Annotated in this window: 23 protein-coding genes; 14 read left to right on the plus strand and 9 right to left on the minus strand. The window is 64.9% G+C overall.

Going from position 1 to position 24,741, the window contains the following annotated elements; all coding sequences use genetic code 11:
* The first annotated feature begins 24 nt into the window (after positions 1-24).
* Positions 25-660: an HAD-IA family hydrolase gene (locus tag P6U27_RS36625; protein WP_407193510.1), complete on the plus strand. Its 636-nt coding sequence runs from the start codon at positions 25-27 to the stop codon at positions 658-660.
* A gap of 121 nt (positions 661-781) precedes the next feature.
* Here the strand turns inward: P6U27_RS36625 and mtnA are convergent, their stop codons facing one another.
* The 3 genes from mtnA to P6U27_RS36640 all read right to left on the minus strand — a co-directional run bounded on the left by mtnA (position 782) and on the right by P6U27_RS36640 (position 3,193).
* The gene (mtnA, locus tag P6U27_RS36630) at positions 782-1,888 is read right to left on the minus strand and encodes an S-methyl-5-thioribose-1-phosphate isomerase (protein WP_407193511.1); all 1,107 of its coding nucleotides are present in this window, start codon (positions 1,886-1,888) and stop codon (positions 782-784) included.
* Positions 1,889-1,906: 18 nt separating this feature from the next.
* Positions 1,907-2,782: an S-methyl-5'-thioadenosine phosphorylase gene (locus P6U27_RS36635; RefSeq protein WP_407120563.1), complete on the minus strand. Its 876-nt coding sequence runs from the start codon at positions 2,780-2,782 to the stop codon at positions 1,907-1,909.
* Positions 2,783-2,920: 138 nt separating this feature from the next.
* Positions 2,921-3,193: a phosphopantetheine-binding protein gene (locus P6U27_RS36640; protein WP_407193512.1), complete on the minus strand. Its 273-nt coding sequence runs from the start codon at positions 3,191-3,193 to the stop codon at positions 2,921-2,923.
* 359 nt (positions 3,194-3,552) lie between these two features.
* Here P6U27_RS36640 and P6U27_RS36645 point away from each other — a divergent pair, with 359 nt between their 5' ends.
* From P6U27_RS36645 to P6U27_RS36675, 7 genes are all read left to right on the plus strand, one after another.
* The gene (locus P6U27_RS36645) at positions 3,553-4,770 is read left to right on the plus strand and encodes an acyl-CoA dehydrogenase family protein (RefSeq protein WP_122406199.1); all 1,218 of its coding nucleotides are present in this window, start codon (positions 3,553-3,555) and stop codon (positions 4,768-4,770) included.
* Positions 4,771-4,823: 53 nt separating this feature from the next.
* A complete protein-coding gene (locus P6U27_RS36650; protein ID WP_122406200.1) occupies positions 4,824-5,804 on the plus strand; it encodes an amino acid--[acyl-carrier-protein] ligase in 981 nt (326 codons plus the stop codon).
* 41 nt (positions 5,805-5,845) lie between these two features.
* Entirely contained in the window at positions 5,846-6,721 is an 876-nt protein-coding gene (locus P6U27_RS36655) for an acyl-CoA acyltransferase (RefSeq protein WP_122406201.1), read from the plus strand.
* A gap of 210 nt (positions 6,722-6,931) precedes the next feature.
* Complete coding sequence (locus tag P6U27_RS36660) at positions 6,932-9,799, plus strand: PAS-domain containing protein (RefSeq protein WP_407193513.1); 2,868 nt, start codon at positions 6,932-6,934, stop codon at positions 9,797-9,799.
* Positions 9,800-10,003: 204 nt separating this feature from the next.
* The gene (locus tag P6U27_RS36665; protein WP_407193514.1) at positions 10,004-10,981 is read left to right on the plus strand and encodes a tripartite tricarboxylate transporter substrate binding protein; all 978 of its coding nucleotides are present in this window, start codon (positions 10,004-10,006) and stop codon (positions 10,979-10,981) included.
* Between the two features lie 154 nt (positions 10,982-11,135).
* Complete coding sequence (locus tag P6U27_RS36670; protein WP_407193515.1) at positions 11,136-11,621, plus strand: tripartite tricarboxylate transporter TctB family protein; 486 nt, start codon at positions 11,136-11,138, stop codon at positions 11,619-11,621.
* Positions 11,622-11,625: 4 nt separating this feature from the next.
* A complete protein-coding gene (locus P6U27_RS36675; protein ID WP_407193516.1) occupies positions 11,626-13,134 on the plus strand; it encodes a tripartite tricarboxylate transporter permease in 1,509 nt (502 codons plus the stop codon).
* Between the two features lie 108 nt (positions 13,135-13,242).
* Here P6U27_RS36675 and P6U27_RS36680 read toward each other — a convergent pair whose 3' ends face one another.
* On the minus strand, positions 13,243-14,937 hold the full coding sequence (locus P6U27_RS36680) for a bifunctional diguanylate cyclase/phosphodiesterase (protein WP_122406206.1): 1,695 nt from the start codon (positions 14,935-14,937) through the stop codon (positions 13,243-13,245).
* A 221-nt stretch (positions 14,938-15,158) separates the two neighbouring features.
* Here P6U27_RS36680 and P6U27_RS36685 point away from each other — a divergent pair, with 221 nt between their 5' ends.
* Positions 15,159-15,419, plus strand: coding sequence for a hypothetical protein (locus P6U27_RS36685; RefSeq protein ID WP_162500520.1), 261 nt, complete (start codon positions 15,159-15,161; stop codon positions 15,417-15,419).
* Here P6U27_RS36685 and P6U27_RS36690 read toward each other — a convergent pair whose 3' ends face one another.
* From P6U27_RS36690 to mtgA, 3 genes are all read right to left on the minus strand, one after another.
* Entirely contained in the window at positions 15,420-16,064 is a 645-nt protein-coding gene (locus P6U27_RS36690) for a hypothetical protein (RefSeq protein WP_162500521.1), read from the minus strand.
* Positions 16,065-16,203: 139 nt separating this feature from the next.
* Positions 16,204-16,386, minus strand: a complete 183-nt coding sequence (gene rpmF / locus P6U27_RS36695; protein WP_007598106.1) for a 50S ribosomal protein L32 — start codon at positions 16,384-16,386, stop codon at positions 16,204-16,206.
* Positions 16,387-16,555: 169 nt separating this feature from the next.
* The gene (gene mtgA / locus P6U27_RS36700) at positions 16,556-17,230 is read right to left on the minus strand and encodes a monofunctional biosynthetic peptidoglycan transglycosylase (protein WP_122406209.1); all 675 of its coding nucleotides are present in this window, start codon (positions 17,228-17,230) and stop codon (positions 16,556-16,558) included.
* 161 nt (positions 17,231-17,391) lie between these two features.
* On the opposite strand from mtgA, the gene P6U27_RS36705 reads away from it, so the two are divergent.
* Both P6U27_RS36705 and P6U27_RS36710 read left to right on the plus strand, forming a co-directional pair.
* Positions 17,392-18,315 (plus strand): polyprenyl synthetase family protein, encoded by a 924-nt coding sequence (locus tag P6U27_RS36705; RefSeq protein ID WP_122406210.1) that lies wholly within the window; start codon positions 17,392-17,394, stop codon positions 18,313-18,315.
* A gap of 131 nt (positions 18,316-18,446) precedes the next feature.
* Complete coding sequence (locus P6U27_RS36710) at positions 18,447-19,136, plus strand: DUF1345 domain-containing protein (protein ID WP_122406211.1); 690 nt, start codon at positions 18,447-18,449, stop codon at positions 19,134-19,136.
* 45 nt (positions 19,137-19,181) lie between these two features.
* On the opposite strand, the gene P6U27_RS36715 is transcribed toward P6U27_RS36710, so the two are convergent.
* Positions 19,182-21,008 (minus strand): caspase domain-containing protein, encoded by a 1,827-nt coding sequence (locus P6U27_RS36715; RefSeq protein WP_407193517.1) that lies wholly within the window; start codon positions 21,006-21,008, stop codon positions 19,182-19,184.
* A gap of 183 nt (positions 21,009-21,191) precedes the next feature.
* The gene (locus P6U27_RS36720) at positions 21,192-21,620 is read right to left on the minus strand and encodes a GFA family protein (RefSeq protein WP_122406213.1); all 429 of its coding nucleotides are present in this window, start codon (positions 21,618-21,620) and stop codon (positions 21,192-21,194) included.
* Between the two features lie 95 nt (positions 21,621-21,715).
* Between P6U27_RS36720 and P6U27_RS36725 the strand changes: the two genes are divergently transcribed.
* The 3 genes from P6U27_RS36725 to P6U27_RS36735 all read left to right on the plus strand — a co-directional run bounded on the left by P6U27_RS36725 (position 21,716) and on the right by P6U27_RS36735 (position 24,733).
* Positions 21,716-22,090, plus strand: coding sequence for a nuclear transport factor 2 family protein (locus tag P6U27_RS36725; protein WP_407193518.1), 375 nt, complete (start codon positions 21,716-21,718; stop codon positions 22,088-22,090).
* Between the two features lie 131 nt (positions 22,091-22,221).
* Positions 22,222-23,091, plus strand: a complete 870-nt coding sequence (bla, locus tag P6U27_RS36730; protein ID WP_129142292.1) for a class A beta-lactamase — start codon at positions 22,222-22,224, stop codon at positions 23,089-23,091.
* Between the two features lie 34 nt (positions 23,092-23,125).
* Positions 23,126-24,733, plus strand: coding sequence for a Na+/H+ antiporter (locus tag P6U27_RS36735; protein WP_407193519.1), 1,608 nt, complete (start codon positions 23,126-23,128; stop codon positions 24,731-24,733).
* The last annotated feature ends 8 nt before the right edge of the window (positions 24,734-24,741 follow it).

Here is a 24,741-nt window from a genome sequence, read left to right on the forward strand (position 1 = left end):
AAAGGAATTGACGAGGGCAGGACATTGGCGATCGAGGCTGTGGTCTTTGATTTTGGCGGCGTGCTGACGAGCTCACCATTCGAGGCGTTCACGCGGTTCGAGACCGAACGTGGCCTGCCCGCCGACATCATCCGGCGCACGAACGCAGCCAATCACCTGGAGAACGCCTGGGCCAGGTTCGAGCGGGCCGAGGTCGATATCGAAACCTTCGATCGCTTGTTCGCCGAGGAGTCCCGCGCGCTTGGCGCAGAAGTGCGCGGACGCGACGTGCTGCCGCTGCTCCAGGGCGATCTGCGGCCGGAGATGGTCGAGGCGTTGAAGCGGATCAAGGCACAATTCAAGACCGGCTGCATCACCAACAATTTGCCGGCTAACGCAATCGGCAGCATGACCGGACGCTCCCTCTACATCGCCGAGGTGATGGTGTTGTTCGACCACGTCATCGAATCCGCCAAGATCGGCCTACGCAAGCCTGACCCGCGCATCTACCGGATGATGGTCGAGACGCTGAAGGTCGATCCGAACAATTGCGTCTATCTCGACGATCTCGGCGTGAATTTGAAGCCAGCGCGCGAAATGGGCATGACGACGATCAAGGTGACGAGTGGGGCGCAGGCGATCGCGGATCTCGAGAAGGCGACGGGGCTGAAGCTGAGATAGCGCGTCATACTCCGTCACTGCGAGCGCAGCGAAGCAAATCCAGGCTGTCTCCGCGGAAAGATTCTGGATTGCTTCGCTACGCTCGCGATGACGGCGGTGGCGAGATATCGACCAACCAAATCTACTCCGCCGCAGCCGCGATCCGCTCCGGGAACGCTGCGGCCAGCGAGTCACGATCCGGCTTCAGCACACCGCGCTCGGTAATCAGGCCGGTGACAAGCCGCGCCGGGGTCACGTCGAAGGCGTAATTCGCGACCGGCGAGTTCTCCGGCACGATGCGTACCGTCTCCAGCCTTCCGTCTGCGGTGCGGCCGGTCATGTCGGTGACTTCAACGCCACTGCGCTGCTCGATCGGAATGTCACGGATGCCGTCATGGACGGCGAAGTCGATCGTCGGCGACGGCAGCGCGACGTAGAAGGGCACGCCATTGTCATGCGCGGCAAGCGCCTTGAGATAGGTGCCGATCTTGTTGCAGACGTCGCCATTGGCGGCGACGCGGTCGGTGCCGACGATGGCGAGATCGACCATACCGTGCTGCATCAGGTGTCCGCCGGTATTGTCCGGGATCACCGTGTGCGGCACGCCGTGATGGCCGAGCTCCCAGGCCGTGAGCGAGGCGCCCTGGTTGCGCGGCCGGGTCTCGTCGACCCAGACATGGACCTTGATGCCGCGCTCATGTGCAAGATAGATCGGCGCCGTCGCCGTGCCCCAATCGACGGTAGCGAGCCAGCCGGCGTTGCAATGGGTCAGCACGTTGACCACTTCGCCCGGCTTCTTCGCCGCGATCGCCTCGATCAACTTCAGACCGTTGCCGGCGATGCCACGGTTGATCTCGACGTCCTGCTCGACGATCTCGTCGGCGCGCGCATAGGCCGCTTCCGCCCGTTCCACCGGATCGATCGGCGCGAGCGCCGCGCGCATCTCGTCCAGGGCCCATTTCAGATTGATCGCGGTCGGCCGCGCCACGACGAGCGTGTCATAAGCGCGCTTCAGGCCCTCGTCCGAGGCATCCTCGCGCATGGCGAGCGCCATGCCGTAAGCGGCGGTGGCGCCGATCAGCGGCGCGCCGCGCACCAGCATGTCACGAATGGCAACTGCCGCGTCTTCACACGCCGTCAGCCTCGCAATGACGAATTCATGCGGCAGCCGGCGCTGGTCGATCGCACCGACCGACCAGCCGTCACGCTCGCGCCAGATGCTGCGGAAATGCTTGCCGTCGACCTTCATGGCATTCTGCCTTTCGTATCACGCCCGCAGCACGCGTCCTGCCACCGCGTCGAGCTTCTTCAGAAGCTCGGGATCGCGCGCCTCGGGCGCCGTTATCAGCGCGGTGTCGAGCGCGCGGTCCGAACCGATCGGGCACGGCTCGTGCTCGCGCGGGAAATCCTTGGCTAGCCGCGCCACCAGCGCCTTCGCCTTGTCGGCGTTCGAGTTCAGCACGCGGATGATGTCCTGAACGGTGACGGCGTCATGATCGGGATGCCAGCAGTCGAAATCCGTCACCATTGCGACGGTGGCGTAACAAATCTCCGCCTCACGCGCGAGCTTCGCCTCGGGCATGTTGGTCATGCCGATCACGGAATAGCCGAGCGTCTTGTAGGTCATGCTTTCCGCGTAAGTGGAGAATTGCGGCCCTTCCATGCAGACATAGGTGCCGCCGCGCGCGATCGCGATGCCCTCGGCCTCAGCCGCCGCGGCAAGATGGATGCGCAGCCGCGGCGAGACCGGGTGTGCCATCGACACATGCGCGACGCAGCCTCGGCCGAAGAACGAGCTCTCGCGCTTGTGGGTGCGGTCGACGAACTGGTCGACGAGAACGAAGGTGCCCGGCGGAAGTTCCTCTTTGAAGGAGCCGCAGGCCGACAGCGAGATCAAGTCCGTGACGCCGGCGCGCTTCAGCACGTCGATGTTGGCACGGTAGTTGATGTCGGAGGGGGAGAGCCGGTGACCTCTGTCATGCCGCGGCAGGAACACCACCGGCAGGCCGGCGATGGAGCCACGCCGCAGGGGCGCAGAGGGCTCGCCCCAAGGGCTCTTGATCACCTCTTCGCGAGCACCCTCGAGGCCCGGCAGGTCGTAGATGCCCGAGCCCCCGATGATACCCAATACCGCCCGCGTCATGCCTGCTCCACCCTGTCCGCCAAATGTGACATGGTTAAGCTATGCCAGTTTTGCGGCGGATTTGGAACGGGGGTGGAGGGGTGACGGCGGTCGTGTGAGGAGCGCGGACGACGCCGTGGAAGGAGCCGTGCGCTCGACTTAAGCCGCCGTTGCCGGCTGCAGCTGGGTCGCGACCATCCGCTCCAGCGTCTCGACCGACTGGAAATTCTCCGGCGTGATCTCGGACTGCGGGATGGTGAAATCGAACTCGGCCTCGACGCCGAGCATCAGATTGACCATGTCCATCGAGGTCAGGCCGATATCGACGAGCTTCGCCTGTGGCGTGACGTCAGCGGCAAGCGAGTTCTGTTCGAGAATGCCCTTCACCAGCTTGATGATGCGGTTGCGCAAATCGGTATCGGAGGCCTGCATCGGCAAATTCCCATCTGTCTATCGGAGGCGGATCGGACTGCCGACCACGATGGGCACGGTCTGCCGGTCCTGCAATGGGCGGCAGCAATACTTCGCGCTTCTTAGTAAACGATGGCTCAGATTGTCCGAAATTCAGGCTTCATCCGGAATCCTAACGCGATGCTGGAAAATCGGGTGATGCAAACAACCGGACCTTAACTGTTCGTTCGGAATTGGGTTTTGTTTACCCTCTATTTCATCGACGAATTTGAATTAAATCCGTAGCCTCGTCTCACAAGCAAAGATGGCCGGAGGATCGCTTCAAGCGGCATCGCGAATGATGCCGGCGATCTCGAACGGCAAACCGGAGGCGGACGAGTATGAACGTGCGTGAAGCAGTCCTCACTGTCGACGAGATGCAGACCGGATTTCTCGAGCAGGGTCCCTCCCTGATCGAGCGTGCCGCGCGGACCGCCGCAGCGGCCGCAGCCGACGCAGACGGGGTCGATCGCGACGCCCGCTTCCCGCACAAGGCTTTCGACGTCGCACGCGAGCAAAAGCTGCTCGGCGTGATGGTTCCGGTCGAGTTCGGCGGCTTCGGCGCCTCGATCTATGACGTCACCGACATCTGCTACACGCTCGGGCGCGCCTGCGCTTCGACGGCGATGATCTACGCGATGCACCAGACCAAGGTCGCCTGCGTCGTCAGGCACGGCCATGGCATTCCCTGGATGGAGACCATGATGCGCCGGGTCGCCCGCGACCAGTGGCTGCTCGCCTCTTCCACTACCGAGGGCCAGAATGGCGGCAACATCCGCGCCAGCGCTGCCGCGGTCGACCATGCCGGCGACACCGTCTCGCTCGTGCGCGACGCCACCGTGATCTCCTATGGTGCCGAAGCCGACGGCCTCGTCACCATCGCCCGCCGCGCCACCGATGCCGCCGCCTCCGACCAGGTGCTGCTGGCGCTCGCCAAGGACGACTATTCGCTGAAGCGGACGCTCGGCTGGGAAACGCTCGGCATGCGCGGCACCTGCTCGACCGGGTTCGAACTGAGGGTCGACTGCCCCGCCGACCGCGTCTTTCCGGAATCCTATGACAAGATCCACGCCCAGACCATGACGCCGTTCGCGCATCTGTGCTGGTCGTCGGCCTGGGCCGGCATCGCCGCTGCGGCCGTGACCCGCGCGCAGGCTTTCATCCGTAAGGCTGCGCGCTCTTCCGGCGGCCAGATGCCCCCGGCCGCGGCGCATTTCACCGCCGCCAAGATGTCGCTGGCCAAGCTGCGCGCGCTGATTGCCGCCAACATCGACGCCTTCGCCAGCGCCGAGCATGACGAGCGGGCGCTCGGCTCGCTCGACTTCCAGTCCTCCATCACGCTGCTGAAGGTGCAGGCCTCCGAGCTCGCGGTCGAGACCGTGATGCATGCTATGCGCACCGCGGGCCTTTCCGGCTACCGCAACGACGGCGAGTTCACCATGGGCCGGCACCTCCGCGACGTGCTGTCGTCGCCGATCATGATCAACAACGACCGCATTCTGGCCAACGCCGCCACCTCGACGCTGATGAGCGGGGTGCCATCGAGTCTTCATGACTGACGTGCCTTCGCGACCAGACAAGAACAATTTCGAGATAGCAGGACATCGACCCCATGAATATTGCCGTCCTCCCCAATTCGCCCGATACTGCGCCGCAAGTGATCGATCCGCTCGATCATCTCGCCGACAAGCTGTTCCACCGCATGGGCGCCGATGGCGTCTATGCCCGCACCGCGCTCTATGAGGGCGTCGTCGAGAAGCTCGCCGGGTTGATCACCAGCCATCGCGAAGCCGGTACCGAAGTGATGCGCTTCCCGCCGGTGATGAGCCGCGCGCAGCTGGAAAAATCCGGCTATCTCAAGAGCTTCCCGAACCTGCTCGGCTGCGTCTGCGGCCTGCATGGCACCGAGCGCGAGATCAACGCCGCGGTCAGCCGCTTCGATGCCGGCGGCGACTGGACGACGTCACTGTCGCCCGCCGACCTCGTGCTGTCTCCGGCCGCCTGCTATCCCGTCTACCCGATCGCGGCGAGCCGTGGCCAATTGCCGAAGGGCGGCCTGCGCTTCGACGTCGCCGCCGACTGCTTCCGTCGTGAGCCGTCGAAACATCTCGACCGGCTGCAATCGTTCCGGATGCGCGAATATGTCTGCATCGGCACGCCCGACGACGTCGCCGATTTCCGCGAGCGCTGGATGGTGCGCGCGCAGGCCATCGCCCGCGACCTCGGCCTGACCTTCCGCGTCGACTATGCCAGCGATCCGTTCTTCGGCCGGGTCGGCCAGATGAAGGCGGTGAGCCAGAAGCAGCAACAGCTCAAGTTCGAGCTCCTCATTCCGCTGCGCTCGGAGGAACAGCCGACTGCCTGCATGAGCTTCAACTATCATCGCGAGCATTTCGGCACGACCTGGGGAATCCAGGACGCCAATGGCGAGCCGGCCCATACCGGCTGCGTTGCCTTCGGCATGGATCGCCTCGCCGTCGCCATGTTCCACACCCACGGCACCGATCTTTCAGCCTGGCCCGCCAAGGTACGGGACGTCCTGGGCCTGCAGCCGCATGTTGCGGCAGGCGCCCACGGCGAAGGCTGGCGCTAACGCAACTCACGAGGCCGACCATTTCTACGGGCAAGACGAGTGTGATCCATACCAAGGTTCGATGCCGCGAAATCACCGAGTCCGACGTCGACAAGGTCGCGGACTTGCTGACGCGCGGCTTCGTCGGCCGCTCACGCGAATACTGGATTCAGGGCCTGCGCCGGCAGGCCTTCCGACCGGTGCCGGACGGTTATCCGCGCTTTGGCTACATGCTCGACGACGACGGCACGCCGGTCGGCGTGCTGCTCTTGATCTACACCGCGCGAAAGATCGGCGAAGAGACCGCCATCCGGTGCAATTTGTCGAGCTGGTATGTCGACCCGGCCTATCGCAACTACGCCCCGCTGCTGACCAAGATCGCCCAGCGGCACAAGGACGTCACTTATTTCAACATCAGTCCGGCGCCATGGACCTGGCCGATCATCGAGACGCAGGGCTTTCGCGCCTATTGCCGCGGCATATTCTTCTCGGTCCCTGCGCTGGCGCGTGCGCCGCGCTGGAGCGAGATCGAGGTCATCGCGCCGCATGCCAAGGAGATCGAGGGGCTTTCGGAAATGGAGACCGAGCTCCTGACGCGGCATGCGCGCTACAATTGCCTCAGCCTCGTCTGCCGCACGCCGAAGGGAACGTTCCCCTTCATCCTGCAACCGGTGCGGATGCGCCGCGGTTTCATCGCACCGCCGGCGATGAAGCTGATCTATTGCCGGAGTGCCGCCGAATATGCCGAATGCGCCGGCCGCATCGGCCGGTTGCTGCTGCGGCTCGGCAAGATTTCGGTGGCCGTCGATTCCAATGAGCCGATTCCCGGCCTCGTCGGCATTCATACCGAGCGGCGCGGCCGCAAATACTTCAAGGGCCCGCATCGGCCACAGCTCGGCGATCTCACGGACACGGAGCTCGTGTTGTACGGGCCGTAGAGGAACGCTCAGCCCATACGCCGGACACCTGATATGTTGCGCCCTCACGACTAACTCTCGCAGGCACCTCTGCAATGAGGACACGCTCTCCAGCGTCAGTCACCCTCCGTAAACTACTGCGATTAAGGGAATTTTCCGGGCTCTTCGCTACCCTCCGCGGCCGAAATAGGTTGCGTTAAGTCTTTGGCCTGCCGAGGTCCCGCCGACCCCATGATGTCGACCCGCGACAACGAGCCTGGTGCACGCAGCGAGCAGGGCCCGGAGGCCCTGGTCGCGCTGAGCCAGCTTGCGCTCGACCACATGGAGCAGGGCGTCTGCGTCTATGATGCCGACAACCGGATCGTGCTGGTGAACCAGCGCTACCTCAGCCTGTTCGACATGTCGGCCGAGATCGTGCGGATCGGCACCAGCTATCGTGAGGTGCTTGCGCATAGCGCCTCGCGCGGCAACTTCCCGGCGGACGAGCTCGACGCGCTGTACTCGGCGCGGATTGACCAGATCTCCGCGGGCAAGCCGTTCCGCACCGAGCAGCGGCTTGCCAGCGGCCTCGTCATGGCACTCGCGCTCAAGCCGCTTCCCGGCGGCGGCTGGATGACGATCTGCGACGATGTCACTCGCCTCGCCCGACTCGAGGCGGAATTGCGCGTCCAGACCGAGCGTAGCCAGCACGCGCTCGCCAACATGTCGCACGGCCTCATCATGTATGACGCTGAAAGTCGCGTCGTCGTCTGCAACGATCGCGTCCTGCGGCTCTATAACCTCGATCCCGGAATCGTGAAGCCGGGGGCCTCGCATTCTGCGGTGATCGAGCACTGGATGTCGCGCGGCAATCTGCCAGGCACCCCACCCGATAAATTCCATGACGCCAGGCTGGAGGACGTACGCACGCGGCGGGCGAAAACGCTGCTGGTGATGCGCTATGACGGACGAATGGTGCAGGCCGTCTCCCGGTTCCTGCCCGACGGCGGCTGGGTGACGGTGCACGAAGACGTCACCGAGCGCCTGCAATACGAGGAGACGCTGCGGCAGCAGAATGTCATGCTCGACGCGGCGCTGGAGAACATGGCGCACGGGCTCGCCTTCTTCGACAGCGACATGCGCCTTCGCGTCTGCAACACCACCTACCGCAAGATCTACCTTCTGTCGCTGGACGAGACCAGGCCCGGCACACACCTCTCCGAGCTGATCGAGCGCTCGATGGGGAACGGCGCATTCTCTTCCGAATACACTCCGCAGCAGCTGGTGGAAGTCGCGAGGAGCAGGATCGAAAAGCGGGACACCTCGCCGATCCGCCGGCACATGTCCAACGGCACCGTGATCTCGGTCCGCTATTGCGCGCTCCCCGAGGGCGGCTTCGTCGCCACCTATGAGGACATTACCGAGCGCGAGCGTGCGATCGAGCAGCTGCGCGAACAATATCGCCGCTTCGATGCCGCACTGAACAACATGAGCCAGGGCCTGTGCATGCTCGATGCGAGCCTGCGCGTGATCGTCTGCAATCGCCGTTATATCGAGATGTACGGACTGTCGCCGGAGATGGTGAAGCCCGGCGTCTCGATGCGGGAGATCATGGAGCACAGCTGCGAGCTCGGCAACCATCCGAGCACGACCGGCGCCAAGCTCTATGCCGACTATGTCGAGAGGCTGCGCGAGGGCGAGCACACGCTGCACCGCCATTTGAACGACGGCCGCATCATCAAGCTCAATCACAAGCGGATGGAGCATGGCGGCTGGGTCGTCACCTACGAGGACGTCACCGAGCGTCACAAGGTCCAGGCCCGGGTGGCGCACATGGCGCGGCACGATTCGCTCACCGACCTGCCCAACCGCACGCTGTTTCACGAGAAGATGGGCGAGGGACTGAACCAGGTTGCGATCGCCGGCGGCGCCATGGCCGTGCTGTGCTTCGACCTGGACAATTTCAAGACCGTCAACGACCGCCTCGGCCACGCCGCAGGCGATCGCCTGCTGCGCTGGGTCGCGGCGCGCCTCAAGGAGAATGTCGGCGAACACGACACCGTCGCGCGGCTCGGCGGTGACGAATTCGCCGTGCTCCAGCGTGGGCCGCAACCGCAATCGGCTGAGGAGCTCGCCCATCGCCTGGTCGACATCATCGGTCATCCCCCGCCGCTGGAAAGCCAGCCGATCCATGTCGGCGTCTCCGTCGGCATCGCGATTGCACCCGACCACGGGCTCGATGCCGACGAGTTGATGAAATGCGCCGATCTCGCGCTGTACCAAGCCAAGGCCAAGGGGCGCGGAGCCTATCAGCTGTTCGAGCCCGAGATGGAGGAAGAGGCGCGCAGCCGGCACGCACTGGAGCAGGATCTGGCCGGCGCGCTCGAAGGACATGAATTCCACCTGGTGTTCCAACCGCAGATGCGGCTCGATTCCTCCGAGCTCACCGGCTTCGAGGCACTGCTGCGCTGGAAGCATCCCTCGCGCGGCTTCGTCTCTCCGGCCGAGTTCATCCCGCTCGCGGAGGAGAACGGGCTGATCGTTCCGATCGGCGAATGGGTGCTGCGCACGGCCTGCGCGGCCGCCGCGGCCTGGCCCGGCGTCACCGTCGCGGTGAACCTGTCTCCGGTGCAGTTCCGCTCCCGCGGGCTGGTGGCGATGGTCGCGAGCGCACTTGCGGAAGCCGGCCTGCCGCCGCAGCGGCTCGAGCTCGAGGTCACGGAGACGGCGCTGCTCGACGACAGCGAGGCGACGATCGACATCCTGCATCAGCTCCGCGCCCTCGGCGTGCGCGTCAGTCTCGACGATTTCGGGGTCGGCTATTCCTCGCTGAGCTACTTGCGCAAGTTTCCGTTCGATCGCATCAAGATCGACCGGTCCTTCGTTGGCACGCTCGGCGAAAGCCCGGAGAGCGTCGCCATCGTCAGAACGATCGCAAGCCTCGGCTCCGTGCTCGGCGTCGAGACCACGGCCGAGGGGGTGGAGACCGAGGAGCAACTCGATTTCGTCCGCGAATGCGGCTGCACCGCCGTTCAAGGATATTATTTCGGCAAGCCGTGCCTCGCATCGGAGGTGGGCCGCACCATCGAGACGCTGAACATGGTGCGGCGCGTGGCCTGACGGCTTAGGCGCGTCAAATTCCGTCCCTCGGCACGCGGCCAAACGACGAATTGTCGCATGTAGCGGCTTTGCCGGTGTTACCCGGCCGACCGCCGCACGCGGTCCGCGCAATGCGCTTTTCTTCTCACTCGATTTCAGAAACAATCGTCTCACAAGAACGAGAGACGGCGGTCCCAAAGAGGCCGCCGCGAGGGAGGCGTTTCGATGTCGGGATACGGGCTGAAGACGATCGCATTTGCCGCGCTGCACGCCGTCATGGGCGCATTGCTCACCACTGCCGTCAGTGCGCAGGACTACCCAACCAAGCCGATCACGCTGATCGTGCCTTGGCCGGCCGGCGGATCGACCGACATCTCGATGCGAGCGATCGCCGACAGCGCCTCGAAGGTGCTAGGGCAGCCGATCGTGATCGACAACAAAGCCGGCGGCGGCGGCACGGTCGGACCGGCGACGATGGCCGCGGCGGCGAAGCCGGACGGCTATACCATCTCGCAGATCCCGATCACGGTGTTCCGCCTCCCCCTGATGCAGGAGGTGTCGTGGGATCCGGCGAGGGATTTCACCTATATCGTCCATCTCACCGGCTACACCTTCGGTGTGACGACCAGCGCGGAGTCGCAGTTCAAGAGCTGGAAGGACGTGGTGGAGTTTGCAAAGGCGAACCCGGGCAAGGTGACCTACGCCACGCCGGGCGCCGGCACTTCGCTGCATATCGGCATGGAGCAGATCGCCGCGCTGTCCGGCATCAAGCTGACGCAAGTCCCTTTCAAGGGCGGCGCGGAAACCAACGCCGCAGTGCTGGGACAGCACACCATGCTTCAGGCTGATTCCACGGGATGGCGGCCGCTGGTCGACGCCGGCAAGCTGCGGCTCCTGATGGTGTGGACCGGCTCACGCTCGCCGAACTATCCTGATGTGCCGACGCTGAAGGAGCTGGGCTATCCCATGGTCTATGATTCCCCGTTCGGCATCGCAGGTCCGAAAGGCATGGATCCCAAGATCGTCGCCAAGCTGCACGATGCGTTCAGGAGGGCGATCGAGGATCCGGCGGTCGTGGCAACGCTCGCCAAATACGACATGGTCCCGAACTACAAGAACACCGACGACTACAAGAAGTTCGTCGCCGAGGTCACGGAGTCCGAGCGCAAGGTGATCGAGACGCTCGGGCTCGCGAAGAAGTAGAGCTAAGCCACCTGCGTACCCCCGGACGCGGTGCAGCGCTTCTTCAGCGGTGCACCGCAAAGCCGGGACCCAGCTTTTCGTCCACACTCATGGGCCCCGGCTCTGCAGCGCACCCCTTTGCGCTGCGCTGCGTCCGGGACACGAGAGGATCGCGATGAACGACCCAACCAACGTCAAGCTCCGCCTCAGCAACTCCGAACTCTGGGGCGGGCTGATCGGGCTCGCACTCGGCGGCTTCGTGATCTGGTCGGGCTTGAGGCTCAAGCTCGGCACCATCAACGATCCCCGCTCCGGCTACGTGCTGTTCTACACGGGCATCCTGATGTGCGTGTTCGCAGCCGCCATCGTCGTCTCGGCGATCACCGAGGGCGGGCCGACGCTGGCCGCGCGCTGGGAGAATGTGCGCTGGAGCAAGCCGCTTCTCCTCATCGCCTGCCTCACCGCATTCTCCTTCGCGCTGGAGCCGCTGGGATTTCTGCTGTCGTCGATCCCGCTGATGCTGCTGCTGTTGCGGCTGATCGATCCAGTGCGCTGGGCTCTGGCGATTCCAATCGCCGTGCTGGTGCCATCAGGCATGTGGTGGGTGCTCAAGCGGCTGCTGTTGATCCAATTGCCCTCGGGCCTGTTCGGGATCGGTTGACCCTATGGATACGCTCGTCAATGTGGCACATGGATTCGGCGTCGCGCTGCTGCCGGTCAACCTGCTCTACTGCTTCATCGGCGTCTTCATCGGCACGCTGGTCGGCGTGCTGCCGGGCATCGGCCCGATCTCGGCGATGTCGCTGCTGCTGCCGGTGACACTGTCGGGAACGCCGGAATCCGGCATCATCATGATGGCCGGCATCTATTACGGTTCGATGTATGGCGGCTCGACCACCTCGATCCTGGTCAACATCCCCGGCGAGGCCGCCTCCGTCGTCACCTGCATCGACGGCCACCAGATGGCGAAACAGGGCCGCGCGGGACCGGCACTCGGCATCTCCGCTTTCGGCTCGTTCGTCGCCGGCACCTTCGCGCTGGTCGCCCTGATGCTGGTGGCCCCGAAGCTTGCCAGCATCGCCATCGCCTTCGGCCCGGCCGAATATTTCAGCCTGATGGTGCTCGGCCTCGTCGTGCTCACCTTTCTCACCCAGGGTTCGATGCCGAAGGCGCTGCTGATGGCGTGCATCGGCGTCGTGCTCGGGCTGATAGGGCTCGACAGCATCACCGCGCAGCCGCGGCTGACCTTCGGCCGCATGGAGCTGATCGACGGCGTCGGCCTCGTGCCCGTCGTGATGGGCCTGTTCGGCGTCGCCGAAGTTCTTCTCAACACCGAGCAGGCCATCAAGCGAGACATCATCAACACCAAGATCACCCGCCTCCTGCCCAATAAAGAGGATTGGAAGGTGAGCGCAGGCCCGGTCGGCCGCGGCACGATCCTCGGCTTTTTCCTCGGCATCCTGCCGGGTGGCGGCGCAGTGGTGGCGTCATTTGCATCCTACGCGCTGGAGAAGCGGCTGTCGAAGACGCCCGAGCGTTTCGGCCATGGCGCGATCGAAGGCGTTGCGGGGCCGGAGTCGGCGAACAACGCCGCGGCGGGCGGCGCGTTCATTCCGCTGATGACGCTCGGCATCCCGCCGAACGTGGTGATGGCGCTGCTGCTCGGGGCCTTCGTCATTCACGGGCTGCAGCCGGGACCGCTGCTGATCACGCAAAACCCCGGCCTGTTCTGGGGCATCGTCGCCAGCATGTATATCGGCAACGTCATGCTGCTGATCCTGAACCTGCCGATGATCGGCATGTGGGTGCAGTTGCTCAAGCTGCCCTACAACATCCTGTTCCCCCTGATCATCCTGTTCACGATCCTGGGCGTCTACTGCTCGAGCAACAACGTGTTCGACGTCTATGTGATGATCGCGTTCGGGATCATCGGCTATTTCATGCGCAAGCTCGGCTACGAGCCCGCACCGCTGGTGCTGGCCTTCGTGCTGGGACCGATGATGGAGAACAATCTGCGCAAGTCGCTGATCCTGTCGCAGGGCGATCTCTGGACCTTCGTGCAGCGCCCGATCTCGGGCGCGTGTCTCGTGCTCGCGCTGGTGCTGCTGATCGCTCCGCTGCTGCCGTCACTGCGCAAGAAGCGCGAGCTGGTGGCGCTGGATGAGGGGGCCTGAAGTTTTCGCAAGGTAGGCAAAGCGAAGCGTGCCCACCCTTGGCGCCGCATTGTTGGAGAGCTGGTGGGCACGGCGCAAGTGCGCCGCCTTTGCCCACCCCACGGCACCTCAACCCGCCGCAGGGAGCGCGTTCTCCGACGCCACACCCCACGGCCGCTCGGACGAGGCAAGCCCGATCAGGCGGCCCTGGATGTAGTCGCAGCCCCAGTCGCCCAGCATGCTTGCGGCCTCTTCGTCCTGCACCCATTCGGCGACGGTCTTGATGTCGAGGCGCCGGGCGAGGTCGATCAGGGTCTGCACGAAGGCGCGGTCGTCGGCGGAATGGGTGATGTTCTGCACGAAGGCGCCGTCGATCTTCACGATATCCACGCCGAGCTTGCGCAAATTGCGGAACGAGGTGTAGCCGGCGCCGAAATCGTCGATGGCGATGCGGCTGCCAAAATGCTTGAGGCGGCTGACGAAAGCGCGAACGTCGTCGATGTCCTGGATTGCGACCGTCTCGGTGATCTCGACGATCAGCCGCTCGGCAACACCGGGATGCGCCTGCATCAGCGATTCGATCCCCGCCCACCAATCCGGATCCATGGTGGTATCCGGCGAGATGTTGAGGCTGAGACAAACGTCGGGCGCGGCCGCAAGCTCGGCGACCACGAGCTCGAGCACGCGGTGATCGACAAGGCGGATCAGGCCGAGCCGCTCGGCGACCGGCACGATGTCCGGCGCAAGCAGCACCTGGCCATCGCCCTGGTCCATCCGTACCAGGCATTCGTGGAATGCGCGTTCGCGCGAGGCGGCCGAGACCACGGGCTCATAGGCGAGCCTGATGCGGCGTTCGTTGAGCGCGGTGACGATCTCGTCGGTAACGCGGATGTTGACGCGGCGCTGTGCGTCGCGCGCCGGATCCGGACGCCACGCCGCGAACGATCCTGCGCGACGGCGCTTGGCGGCATCCAGCGTTTCATGGGCGCGGTTGACGGCCTCGTCGGTATTGCGGGCATAGCGCGGCAGGCTGACCGCGCCGATCGAGGCGGTGACCGAGACCGGGCCGGATTTCGTCGGCACCACCTCGTCGCGGATGCCGGCGAGGAAGCGCTCCGCGGCGACGTTCATGTCGTCGACGGTGCAGTTCTTCAGGATCAGGCCGAACTTGTTGCCGGAGAAGCGCCCGAGCACGTCGCCGCCGCGCAGGCGCGAGCGAATGCGCTTGGCAATGTCGAGGATCACGGCATCGGCAACGTCGAAGCCGAAGGCATCGTTGACGCGGGCGAGATGATCGATGCCGACCAGCATGAAGGCCGCGGTCGAGCGGAAGCGGGTGGTCTCCTCAATTGTCTCGGCGAGCGCCGCGATCAGATGCGAGCGGTTGAGCTCGCCGGTCAGCGGGTCGAGACGCGCCAGCCTCGTCAGCTCCTCGTCGCGGGCGTGACGTTCATTGTTGATGCGGACGGAGCCGATCGCGCGCACGGGACGGCCGTCGGGACCAGCGAACCAGCGGCCGGTCTCCTCGATCCAGATGACGGGATCGCCGGCGCTCATGCGCACGCCATACTCGACGCGATAGGGCGTGCCATCGGCCCCATGCACGGCGGAGGTTTGCGCCAGAGCTGCGGTCCGCAGCGTTTGCGCGGGCTCGATCAGCTTGGCGAATTCGGCGCCGGTCGCGAGCCGCTCGGCGGGGATGCCGGGAAAGATGGCGGCGACCTGCTCACCCCAGACGATGGCATCGCTTGTGATGTCCCAGGCGAACACCGCCTGACCGAGCACGGCCAGGATGTCGGAGGCTTGCGGCAATGCAGGAGTCAAAATCGCCTCGTTTTGGGACAGTAGAGAAGTCCTGAACCGCCCCAGAATAGAACCAGATTCGTCCCCGACCCTAAGCAAAGTTGATAAACAATTTGGAAACCACGTTTCCGAAGCGCCGGGAACCAAACCGGCCCGGCCGGCATAGGCCTTGCGAGTACAGGACTCGCACCGGCACCCGCGTCCCGAAACGCGACAAGCTTGCCGGATCGACGGTGATTGCGATGTTGAGTACGGATCGATTGGACACGGCGGACAACGGCACAGGCACGGCCCTGGTGCCGCTGATGCCGACGTTGCAGTGGGTTCACAAGGCGCCGCTGCCGCGTCCCGATCCGAGTTTCGTTACTCAGCTCATCGCCAATGCGGAATATCTGCCCCAGACCAGCCGGCTCCGCCGCGCCTCTTCCGAGGATGCGCGGACGGCCTATGGCAGCAAGCAGCCACTGGGAAGCGTCGCCGCGCGAACGCGGCAGGTGGCTTGATCAGCGCGGCGGTGTATCCGGCGAGGACGGCGTGCCGTTGCCCGGCTGAAGATGCGGCGAGGGAATTTCCGGCGAGGGGGCGCCCTGCACCGGCTTTGGCGCAGGATGATCCATCAGCACGGATTCGGCGACGGATTGCGCCGAGGGGGCGGGCGGCGCGGGCTGCGGCGCAATCACCGGCTCGAACTTGGAGGCGGCCTCCGCATCATCCGCCGGTGCTTCGGCCTTGCGCTTGGCCTTGCGTGGTGCCGGCACCGTGGTCTCGGCGACATAGGTGACGCGGCGGCGCGTGCGCTGGGCAATGCCGCCGAGGAAGTCGGCCATCGCCAGCAGCACCAGCAGGAAAAAGGTGGAGTTGCCGAATTTCGGCCACATCACGAATTCGGCTGCGGCCGCGCCGAAGATGATCAGCGACAGCAAATGATCCATCAGGAATTTCGAGCCCGGTCGCGCGCCCTTGACCACCTCGAGCAGCAGCAGCACCACGCCGAGCGCGAGCAGGAGATCGGCAAGCGTGACCGGCCAGCTCTCGCCCGTGATCATCGGCACCTTGAACAGCACATCCGAGAAGGACACGCTGGGCATCAGGAAGGCGATGATGTTGTAGACCGCGAGCGGAATCAGGAGCAGCGGGAAACCGACCATCGGCGAGATGCCTTCTCGATCAAGATATCCGGACAGAACAATGCAGCGGCGAAGCATTTGCTCCGCCGCCGTCACCGTATCTCATGGGTTGGCCGAAACCAGGCGGGTCCAATCTCTCGCCTGAGGAAAGGTCCTGGCTTCAGGACTCTTTCTTCTTCAGGACCTGGCGGCCCTTGTACATGCCGGTCTTGAGGTCGAGATGGTGCGGACGACGGAGCTCACCGGAGTCCTTGTCTTCCACATAGGTCGGCTTCTTGATGGCGTCTGCCGAGCGGCGCATGCCACGGCGCGACGGCGAGGTTTTTCTTCTCGGAACGGCCATTTCAATATCCTCTAGGGATTGGTGTCATCAGGGCATCGTCCGCGAAGGGACGGCTCAGCACCCGCAATACGAGGCGAGCTGAATGCCGATCAAGGCCGCGCTTATAGAGGAAGGCTGGCCGTAAAGCTAGGCTCTTGGGCTGGAAAATACGCCCGGAACGGTCCCAAAATCAGCGATTTTCGCGCCAACAGGTCGCCAGCGAGCTCGCCTGCCCTCGCGCCATATAGGTGGCCGCCAGTCGCCGCACGCCTGGACCGGGAATCCGGGCGCTGCGTTTGACCGGATTCGGCAGGATCGACGCCAGAAGTGCGGCCTCCCGGGGGGAGAGGTCTTCGGCCGATTTGCCGAAGGCATAGGCGCTGGCCGCCTCCACCCCAAACTGCCCCTGCGGGCCGAGCTCGGCGATGTTGAGGTAAATCTCGAGAATCCGCGGCTTGGGCAGGACGAGATCGATCCACAGGGCCAGCGGGAATTCGAGCCCCTTGCGGATGAAATCGCGCCCCTGCCACAGGAACAGGTTTTTCGCCACCTGTTGGGTGATGGTGGAGGCGCCCCGGAAGGCGGTGCCGTCCTCCCTCGCGTCGTCGATCGCCTCGCGCAGCGCGCCCCAATCGATGCCGTGATGCTTGCAGAAATGGGCGTCCTCGGCCGCCACCACCGCGCGCGGCAGATACGGCGACATATCAGCCAGATCGATCCACTGCCGCTGCATCGGCGCGCCCCGCAGGCTGCGCCAGGCCATCAGCGTCGAAACAGGGTGGCCGGCGCGGTAAAACGGCGCGATCACATAAGGCGCGAGAACCACGACCGCGATCGCTACCAGCAGGATTTTGACGATGCGCAAATCGACCTTTCCGGTGCAAACCGAACCGCGGCCACGGGCTGGACCATTAAGTCTGTGATAATCTGGGCCTTTTCCAGCACTTTTTAGGCCTTCCAAACGATTGACTGGGGCAGGCGCATAAAGGATTGTCCGGCCGAATTTTAGTTCTGGAGCCCTTCTTGATGACCGGCACGTCCCCGTCCGATTTCGCCAAGCGTCTGGACAAGACCGCTGATGACACCGAGGCCTTGCTCGCTCGCCTGCTGTCGGACGACATCCTGCACGACGAGATCGCCCGGCCCAAGCGACTGATGGACGCAATGCGCTACTCGAGCCTCAATGGCGGCAAGCGCCTGCGGCCATTCCTGGTGGTCGAGAGCGCGGCCGTGTTCGGCGTGCCGCGCGAGGCGGCCCTGCTCGCCGGCGCGGCGCTCGAATGCATCCACTGCTATTCGCTGATCCATGACGATCTGCCGGCGATGGACAATTCGGACCTCCGTCGCGGCCGACCCACCCTGCACAAGAAGACCGATGACGCCACCGCGATCCTCGCCGGCGACGGCCTCCTGACGCTCGCCTTCGACATCATCACGCGCGACGAGGTCCATCGCGATGCCAATGTGCGGCTGTTGCTGACGCGCGCGCTGGCGCGCTGCGCCGGCATCGGCGGCATGGTCGGCGGCCAGATCCTCGATCTCGCTGGCGAAGGCCGCTTTGGCGGCAACGAGCCGATCGATGTGGCCCGCGTTCAGCAGATGAAGACCGGTGCGCTCCTGCGCTACGGCTGCATCGCCGGCGCGATCCTCGGCCAAGCCTCGCAGAAAGAATATCAGGCGCTCGACGATTACGGCCGCGCGCTCGGGGAAGCCTTCCAGATCGCCGACGATCTGCTCGACGTGGAAGGCGATGCGGCCGCACTCGGCAAGCCCTCGGGCCAGGACGCGGCGCTCGGCAAGACCACCTTCGTCACCCAGCTCGGCATCGAAGGTGCCAAGCAGCGCGTGCGCGATCTGCTCGCGCGCGCCGACAGCGCCGTGTCGATCTTCGGCGACCGCGCCGCCGTGTTGCAGGCCGCGGCGCGCTTCGTCGCCGAACGGAAGAATTGACGTTGCGCGCGATCTCCACCTCTCCCCGCTTGCGGCCGCTTGCGGGGAGAGGTCGATCTTCAAGCGCAGCTTGAACATCGGGCGAGGGAGCAGACTGCCGTCGCGGCAACCGTGAGAGAGCCGTCACCGTCATGGCCACTGACAAGGAAGATCCCGTCCTCGTCCGCTTCGGCAAGATGTCGCGGCCGATGCGGCTCATCTATGCGCGGCCGCGGACCTTCACCGCGCTCGCGGCCGGCATTCTGGTCTGCCTGCTGCTGCCGGGGTCATACCGACTGGTGACACGGCTCCTATTCGGCTGGGATGCGCTGATCACTGTCTATCTCGTGCTGGTCTATGCGATGATGCTGTGCAATGACCATCAGCACATCCGCCGCGCCGCCGCGATGCAGGACGACGGCCGCTTCGTGATCCTGCTGGTGACGGCGACCGGCGCCTTCGCCAGCATCGCGGCGATCGTCTCCGAGCTCGGCACGCCGCATCGCGGCGTTCTCGAGCTGACGATCGCGATCACCACCATCGCGCTGTCGTGGGCGGCCGTGCACACGATCTTCGCACTGCATTACGCGCATGATTATTATCGGCACGGTACGGCAGGTGGCCTTCAGTTTCCGAGCGGCGACAAGGAGGACCACGCCGACTACTGGGATTTCGTCTATTTCTCCTTCGTGATCGGCATGACCGCGCAGGTCTCCGACGTCGGCATCACCGACAAGACGATCCGCCGCACGGCCACAGCGCACGGGATCGTGTCGTTCATCTACAATACGGCGCTGTTGGCCCTGACGGTGAACATCGCGGCGAGCGCGATTGCGAGCTGACGTCCTCTCAGCCACCAGGAACGACGATCTCGATCAGCACGGCCTTCAACGGCACACTTCTGCATTCGCATCGTTGCCGGGGCCACCGCCACCGCGATATTCCAGATGGCAACCGCGGCTGACGGGGCGACAGCCCGCGCTATTGCAGAAGACCTGCCCGCCACCGGCGGCGCGGCCTGCACCAGCGGCAGCAGCGATGCCAGCAGCGGCACCATAACCGCCCGCAGCTCCAGCAGCCGCACCTCCGGCCTGACGACGCTGTCGTGCAGGACGTCCATCGCCGTCGTCGCGCTTGGCCGTCGCAGGCTTGGCCGGCTTGGCTGCACGCTGCTTCTCGCACTCATTGTCGTCGTTGACCACATAGCCTTCGCGGCAGACGATTTTCGTGCATTTGTCGCCATCGGCCTTGAAGCCGTGCTCGCAGACCAGCGGACAGACGCGCGACGGTCTTGACTTGACTGCATCGAGCGCGTCGGTGCTTGCCACCTTCACGTCGAGCTTGGTGCCGGCATAGCGGTTGAACTGTGACAGCGATCGCTGCGAGGACGCATTCCAATTGCCGTCGACCTGCCCGGAGAAACACCCGACGCGACCGAGCTCGGTCTGCACCAAGCGGTTGAGATCGGCCGGCGCGGTCGCCGGGGTCAGCGAGGCGACGCTGGTGCCGACCGGGCTCGCCGTGCCGGTAGGCGGGGTGCTCGGCACGGCGGCGGCGAGATCGACGCGCTGCTGCTCGGCGGCGGCGGCCTGCTGTTGCGCCTGTTCCTTGGCCCTCTGCGCTGCAAGCTGCACTTGTTCGGCGGCCTTGGCGTCGGCCGCAGCCTTGGCCAACGCGTCCTTCTGCGCGCCGAGCACAGCGAGACGATCGCGTTCGGCCTCGGCCTGCTTCGCCAATTCGATCGCCGCCGCATGGGCCTGCTCGGCCTGGATCTTGTCGATCTGGAGCTTGGCGAGGTTCGCATAGAAGCCGTCGGGGTGCTGGGCGACGAAGGCTTCCAAGGCCGCCCTGTTGCCGACCTGGAGCGCGAGCTCGTAGTCGCGGCGGACATCAGCCTGGGGATTCGCCACAGGCGATGCCGGCGCTACGGCTGTCACCTTGACCGGTACCAGCGGCACGTCCTCGCCGCCGAGCGAACCGTAGACGAACGGCTCCTGCTTGTTGCCGGTCGATTTGAGCACGTCGTCACGCACGAAGCCGAAGGCGCGGCGGACGTCGAGGCCCGGCGTCGTCAGATGCTTCGACAGTGCGATCGTGAACGGGCTGTTGGCACCGTTGCCGTCCTGCGCCGTGAAACCGGCCTTGGCCGAATAGGCAATCAGCGTGTTGGAGTTGGTCGGCTCGATCCGGGCGAGGCCACGGCCGATGCCGCGCGAGGCAATCGTGCGCTTCATCTGCTTGCCGAACGGATTGTCGCGGCAGGCATCCAGGATCACCAGACGAAGCTGCTTTGCAGGCTCGACCGCGACCAGGACACGGTCGAGCGAGAGCGCTTCGTCGTAGACGTCGGTGTCGCGCTCGAGCTTGGCATCCACCGGGATCAGATAGTTCGAGCCCTCGACCTCGATGCCGTGGCCAGCGTAATAGACCACGGCGATATCGGCATCGCGGGTCGCGTCGGCGAAGTCGCGCAGCACGCGCCGCGTGTCCAGCGCCGACAGATCGTGCCAGGATTCGACGACGTCGAAGCCGGCCTCCTTCAGCGTCTTCGCCATCACCGCCCCATCATTGACGGGATTGGCGAGCGAGGGCGCGTGCTGATAGGCCGAGTTGGCGAGCACCAGCGCGACGCGTTTTCCGGCGAAAGCGGGCCCGGTGCCGAACAGGAGGCCGAGGACGACGAAAAGCGGACAAAGTCTGAGCAAACTGCGCATGACACGACTTCCGATGGTTCCGGGCCGTTCGGGCCCTTTGGGGCCGCTTTAGCAACATCCATCGCCCGCGCTTGTGATGGAGGTCACGAAGGGGACGCCGACGACAGGCCGGATGAGCCCAATATGTTTGTCGCGCCAGCGCTGTCGCGGTTCGCCGCCGAATGGTCGCGCGGACCGGTTCCGTCAGACAACCCCGATGTGCTCCCGATATTGCGGCAGATTGTCCGTAATCTCGTGCCAGGGCGCCTTCGATCCCACAAAAATATGGGCGCTCGGCCGGATCGAGGGGGCATCGACCAGGGTTCCCATGGCGACATGGACCCATTGTCCTTCCCGTACCCGGGAATAGAGCAGTGAGCCGCAGCGGGCACAATGGGCGTCATGAGTGGTATCGTCGCCGAAAATCATCCGCCGGTCCCAGCCGCGGACGATGCGGAGCTTGTCGTGCGCGATGCCGGCGAACGGCTTGAACGCGGCGCCGGTGGTGCGACGGCAGTTCGAGCAGTGGCAGTTCATCGCATAGGAGAACGCGTCCGCCACCTCGAAGCGCACGGCGCGGCAATAGCATTCGCCGGCGAGGATACGAGCATTCGAATTCTCTGATCCGATCATTCCAGCGTCCTTGCGCAATTGGCGAGAGACACCCATAGCGCATTTTGATGTCTACGACTAAGTTCGCCCCAAGCCATCATGCAGAGGAATGAGCCATGAGCCAGGACTGGTCGAGCGTCGAATCCGTCGTGCAATCCTACTTTGACGGACTCTATGAGGGAGACGCCGAAAAGCTCGGCGCCATCTTCCATCCCTCCGCCGATCTGCGCTGGGTCGAGAAGGGCGAGCTCCAGGTTCTGACAGTGCCCGACTGGCTCGACCGCGTGCGCAAGCGCGCCTCGGCCAAAGCCGAAGGCAAGCCGCGCGAGGACTTTATCGTCACCATCGACCGTTCGGACGAAAAGACCGCCTTCATCAAGGTGCGCTGCCAGCTGCCGCCGCGCTACTTCACCGACTATCTGGTGGCGATGAAGCTCGCCGACGGCTGGCAGATCGTGTCGAAATCGTATCGCTACGACCTGAGGGAGTGAGGGGTCTCTCGGCGCTTCGCTGCCTGAAATCTGGCGCACTCGTTCTCGATTCTCCGTCATTGCAATGACGGTTCGATGAACCGTGCGCTCAATCCCACCCCCGCCCCAGCTCCACTGCCTGAAAGCCTCCCATGCCTCTCGACCGCCGTTCCCTGCTCGTCTCACTCTGCTGCATGGCCGCTTCTCCCGCGCTTGCCGCGGAGGCGCCGCCAGAGCTCGAAACCTATGAACGTGAAAGCGGCGGGCGTGTTGGGCTCTATGCGGAAAATCTGGTGAACGGCAAAAAGCTTGCCTGGCGCGCCGACGAGCGGTTCGTGATGTGCTCGACATTCAAGGCTTCGCTGGCGGCCTGCGTGCTGGGGCGGGTCGATCGCGGCGAGGAGCAACTCGCGGCCATGATCCCTTACGGTCAGGCGGATCTGCTGGAATACGCACCGGTGGCGAGGGAAAACCTCGCAGCCGGCAAGATGTCGGTCGGCGAGATGTGCAAGGCCATCGTCGAGCTCAGCGACAACACCTGCGCCAATCTGCTGCTGGCGCGGATCGGCGGCCCCGCCGCGCTGACTGGATTCTGGCGGTCGCTCGGCGACACCACCTCGCGGCTCGACCACGACGAGCCCGAGCTCAACCGCTCTCCGCCCGGCAATCCCCAGGACACCACGACGCCGGCGGCGATGGCGAACAATCTGCGCCGGCTGGTGCTGGGCGAAGCCTTGTCGGCGCAATCCCGCGTTCAGCTCACCGAATGGATGGTGAACTGCAAGACCGGCGCGAACCGGCTGCGCGGCGGCCTGCCCGCAGGCTGGAAGATCGGCGACAAGACCGGCTACAATGGCAAGGACGCAGCTGGCGACATCGCCGTGGCCTGGCCGAAGCCCGACACGCCGGTCCTGATCACGGCCTACGTCCAGGGCGGCACGCCGACCCCGGCGAAGATCGCCGGCGTGTTTGCGCAAATCGGCAGGATGGTGACCGACCGGCTGGCGTCAGCCGCGCATTGACGGTACGGCCGCTTCCGGGTCAAGACAGACCATCATGGAAGCGAAGTTTCAGACTTTTCTCATCTTGCTCGCCGTGCTGGCAGGCACCGCACTTGCCGCGCGCCGCTTCAACATCGCGCCTGCCATTCTGCTGATGCTGTCCGGCGTCGGCCTCGCCTTCGTGCCGGGCATGCCCACGGTGGAATTGCCACCAGAGCTCGTGCTCCTCATGGTGCTGCCGCCGCTGATCTACTCGGCGAGCGTCGCCATGAGCTGGCGCGAGTTCAAGAACAATCTGCGTCCGATCGTGCTGCTCGCGGTCGGCGCGGTGATCTTCACCACCGCGATGGTGGCGGCCGCCACGCATTATGTGATCGGCCTGCCCTGGCCCATCGGGTTCCTGCTCGGAGCCATCGTTGCGCCACCCGACGTGGTGGCGCCGCTCGCGATCGCGCGCCGGCTCAACATGCCACGCCGGCTCCTGGTCATCCTGGAGGGTGAAGGACTGGCCAATGACGCCACTGCGCTGATCCTCTACCGCTTCGCGCTCGCGGCGATCATGGTCGGGAATTTCTCACTGCCGCTCGCGGCCGGCGAGTTCCTCCTGATCGTCGCGAGCGAGATCGCCTTCGGTATCGGCGTCGGCTGGCTCTCCTTGCGATTCCGCAAATGGTCCGGGGATCCGCAGGTCGAGCTGACGCTGTCGCTGATCACACCCTACGTCTCCTACTGGCTGCCCGAGCACGTCGGCGGCTCCGGCGTGATCGCGACCGTCGCCTGCGGCCTCTATGTGAGCTGGAACGGGCCGTTGCTGATCTCGTCGGCGACGCGCCTGCAGGGCATCTTCTTCTGGGATCTCGTGATCTACCTGATCGAGGGAATGCTGTTCCTGCTCACCGGCTTCCAGATGCGCACGCTGTACGAGAAATCAAAAGCCTTCCCGCTCGATGACATTCTCATCGCGACTGCGGTGGTCCTGGTCATCGTCGTGATCGCGCGCTTCGCCTGGCTTTATCCCGCGACCTATCTGCCGCGGATGCTCTCCAAATCGCTGCGTACGCGCGACCCGTCGCCGCCATGGCAATGGCCGTTCGTGCTCGCCTTCACCGGCGTGCGTGGCGCCGTGTCGCTGGCTGCCGCGCTGGCGCTGCCGTTCACGCTGCCCGGCGGCGAGGCCTTTCCGTCTCGCGACCTGATCCTGTTCGTCGCCTTCGGTGTCATCTTCGTTACGCTGATCGGCGTCGGCCTGACGCTGCCGCCGGTCGTGCGCTGGCTCGGTGTCGCCGAAGCCGGCCGCCACGAGCATGCCGCTGCGCACGAAGCCGAGATCGCCGCCCGCCGCCAGGCGCTCGAGGCCGCTCTGGAATCACTCGACGCGCTGACCGCGCAAAAGGAAGTGTCCGAAGAAGTGATGCGGCTGCTGCGCGCACGACACGAAATCCGCGTCAGCCAGCTCCCGGACTCGCTCGATCCCAACCACCACGACGTTTCAGCCGCCGGCACCGCGCTGACCCGCGACCTGATCGCCGCCGAAAGGAAATTCATCCACAACCTCCTGCGCGACGGCCAGATCACCGACGAGACGCGGCGGCGGATCGAACGCGATCTGGATCTGGAGGAGGCGAGTCTGGCGAACCGCGAATATCGAGGCGGGCCGCTGTAGCTTCCTTC

The sequence above is a fragment of the Bradyrhizobium sp. STM 3566 genome, assembly GCF_045571445.1.
GTDB lineage: Bacteria > Pseudomonadota > Alphaproteobacteria > Rhizobiales > Xanthobacteraceae > Bradyrhizobium > Bradyrhizobium vignae.

What these genes read in the sequence shown, in the direction of transcription:
- mtnA (WP_407193511.1), bottom strand. Translation starts at nt 1,888, where the DNA reads ATGAAGGTCGACGGCAAGCATTTCCGCAGCATCTGGCGCGAGCGTGAC.
- P6U27_RS36635 (WP_407120563.1), bottom strand. Translation starts at nt 2,782, where the DNA reads ATGACGCGGGCGGTATTGGGTATCATCGGGGGCTCGGGCATCTACGAC.
- P6U27_RS36640 (WP_407193512.1), bottom strand. Translation starts at nt 3,193, where the DNA reads ATGCAGGCCTCCGATACCGATTTGCGCAACCGCATCATCAAGCTGGTG.
- P6U27_RS36645 (WP_122406199.1), top strand. Translation starts at nt 3,553, where the DNA reads ATGAACGTGCGTGAAGCAGTCCTCACTGTCGACGAGATGCAGACCGGA.
- P6U27_RS36650 (WP_122406200.1), top strand. Translation starts at nt 4,824, where the DNA reads ATGAATATTGCCGTCCTCCCCAATTCGCCCGATACTGCGCCGCAAGTG.
- P6U27_RS36660 (WP_407193513.1), top strand. Translation starts at nt 6,932, where the DNA reads ATGATGTCGACCCGCGACAACGAGCCTGGTGCACGCAGCGAGCAGGGC.
- P6U27_RS36665 (WP_407193514.1), top strand. Translation starts at nt 10,004, where the DNA reads ATGTCGGGATACGGGCTGAAGACGATCGCATTTGCCGCGCTGCACGCC.
- P6U27_RS36670 (WP_407193515.1), top strand. Translation starts at nt 11,136, where the DNA reads ATGAACGACCCAACCAACGTCAAGCTCCGCCTCAGCAACTCCGAACTC.
- P6U27_RS36675 (WP_407193516.1), top strand. Translation starts at nt 11,626, where the DNA reads ATGGATACGCTCGTCAATGTGGCACATGGATTCGGCGTCGCGCTGCTG.
- P6U27_RS36685 (WP_162500520.1), top strand. Translation starts at nt 15,159, where the DNA reads ATGTTGAGTACGGATCGATTGGACACGGCGGACAACGGCACAGGCACG.
- P6U27_RS36690 (WP_162500521.1), bottom strand. Translation starts at nt 16,064, where the DNA reads ATGGTCGGTTTCCCGCTGCTCCTGATTCCGCTCGCGGTCTACAACATC.
- rpmF (WP_007598106.1), bottom strand. Translation starts at nt 16,386, where the DNA reads ATGGCCGTTCCGAGAAGAAAAACCTCGCCGTCGCGCCGTGGCATGCGC.
- P6U27_RS36705 (WP_122406210.1), top strand. Translation starts at nt 17,392, where the DNA reads ATGACCGGCACGTCCCCGTCCGATTTCGCCAAGCGTCTGGACAAGACC.
- P6U27_RS36710 (WP_122406211.1), top strand. Translation starts at nt 18,447, where the DNA reads ATGGCCACTGACAAGGAAGATCCCGTCCTCGTCCGCTTCGGCAAGATG.
- P6U27_RS36715 (WP_407193517.1), bottom strand. Translation starts at nt 21,008, where the DNA reads ATGCGCAGTTTGCTCAGACTTTGTCCGCTTTTCGTCGTCCTCGGCCTC.
- P6U27_RS36720 (WP_122406213.1), bottom strand. Translation starts at nt 21,620, where the DNA reads ATGATCGGATCAGAGAATTCGAATGCTCGTATCCTCGCCGGCGAATGC.
- P6U27_RS36725 (WP_407193518.1), top strand. Translation starts at nt 21,716, where the DNA reads ATGAGCCAGGACTGGTCGAGCGTCGAATCCGTCGTGCAATCCTACTTT.
- bla (WP_129142292.1), top strand. Translation starts at nt 22,222, where the DNA reads ATGCCTCTCGACCGCCGTTCCCTGCTCGTCTCACTCTGCTGCATGGCC.
- P6U27_RS36735 (WP_407193519.1), top strand. Translation starts at nt 23,126, where the DNA reads ATGGAAGCGAAGTTTCAGACTTTTCTCATCTTGCTCGCCGTGCTGGCA.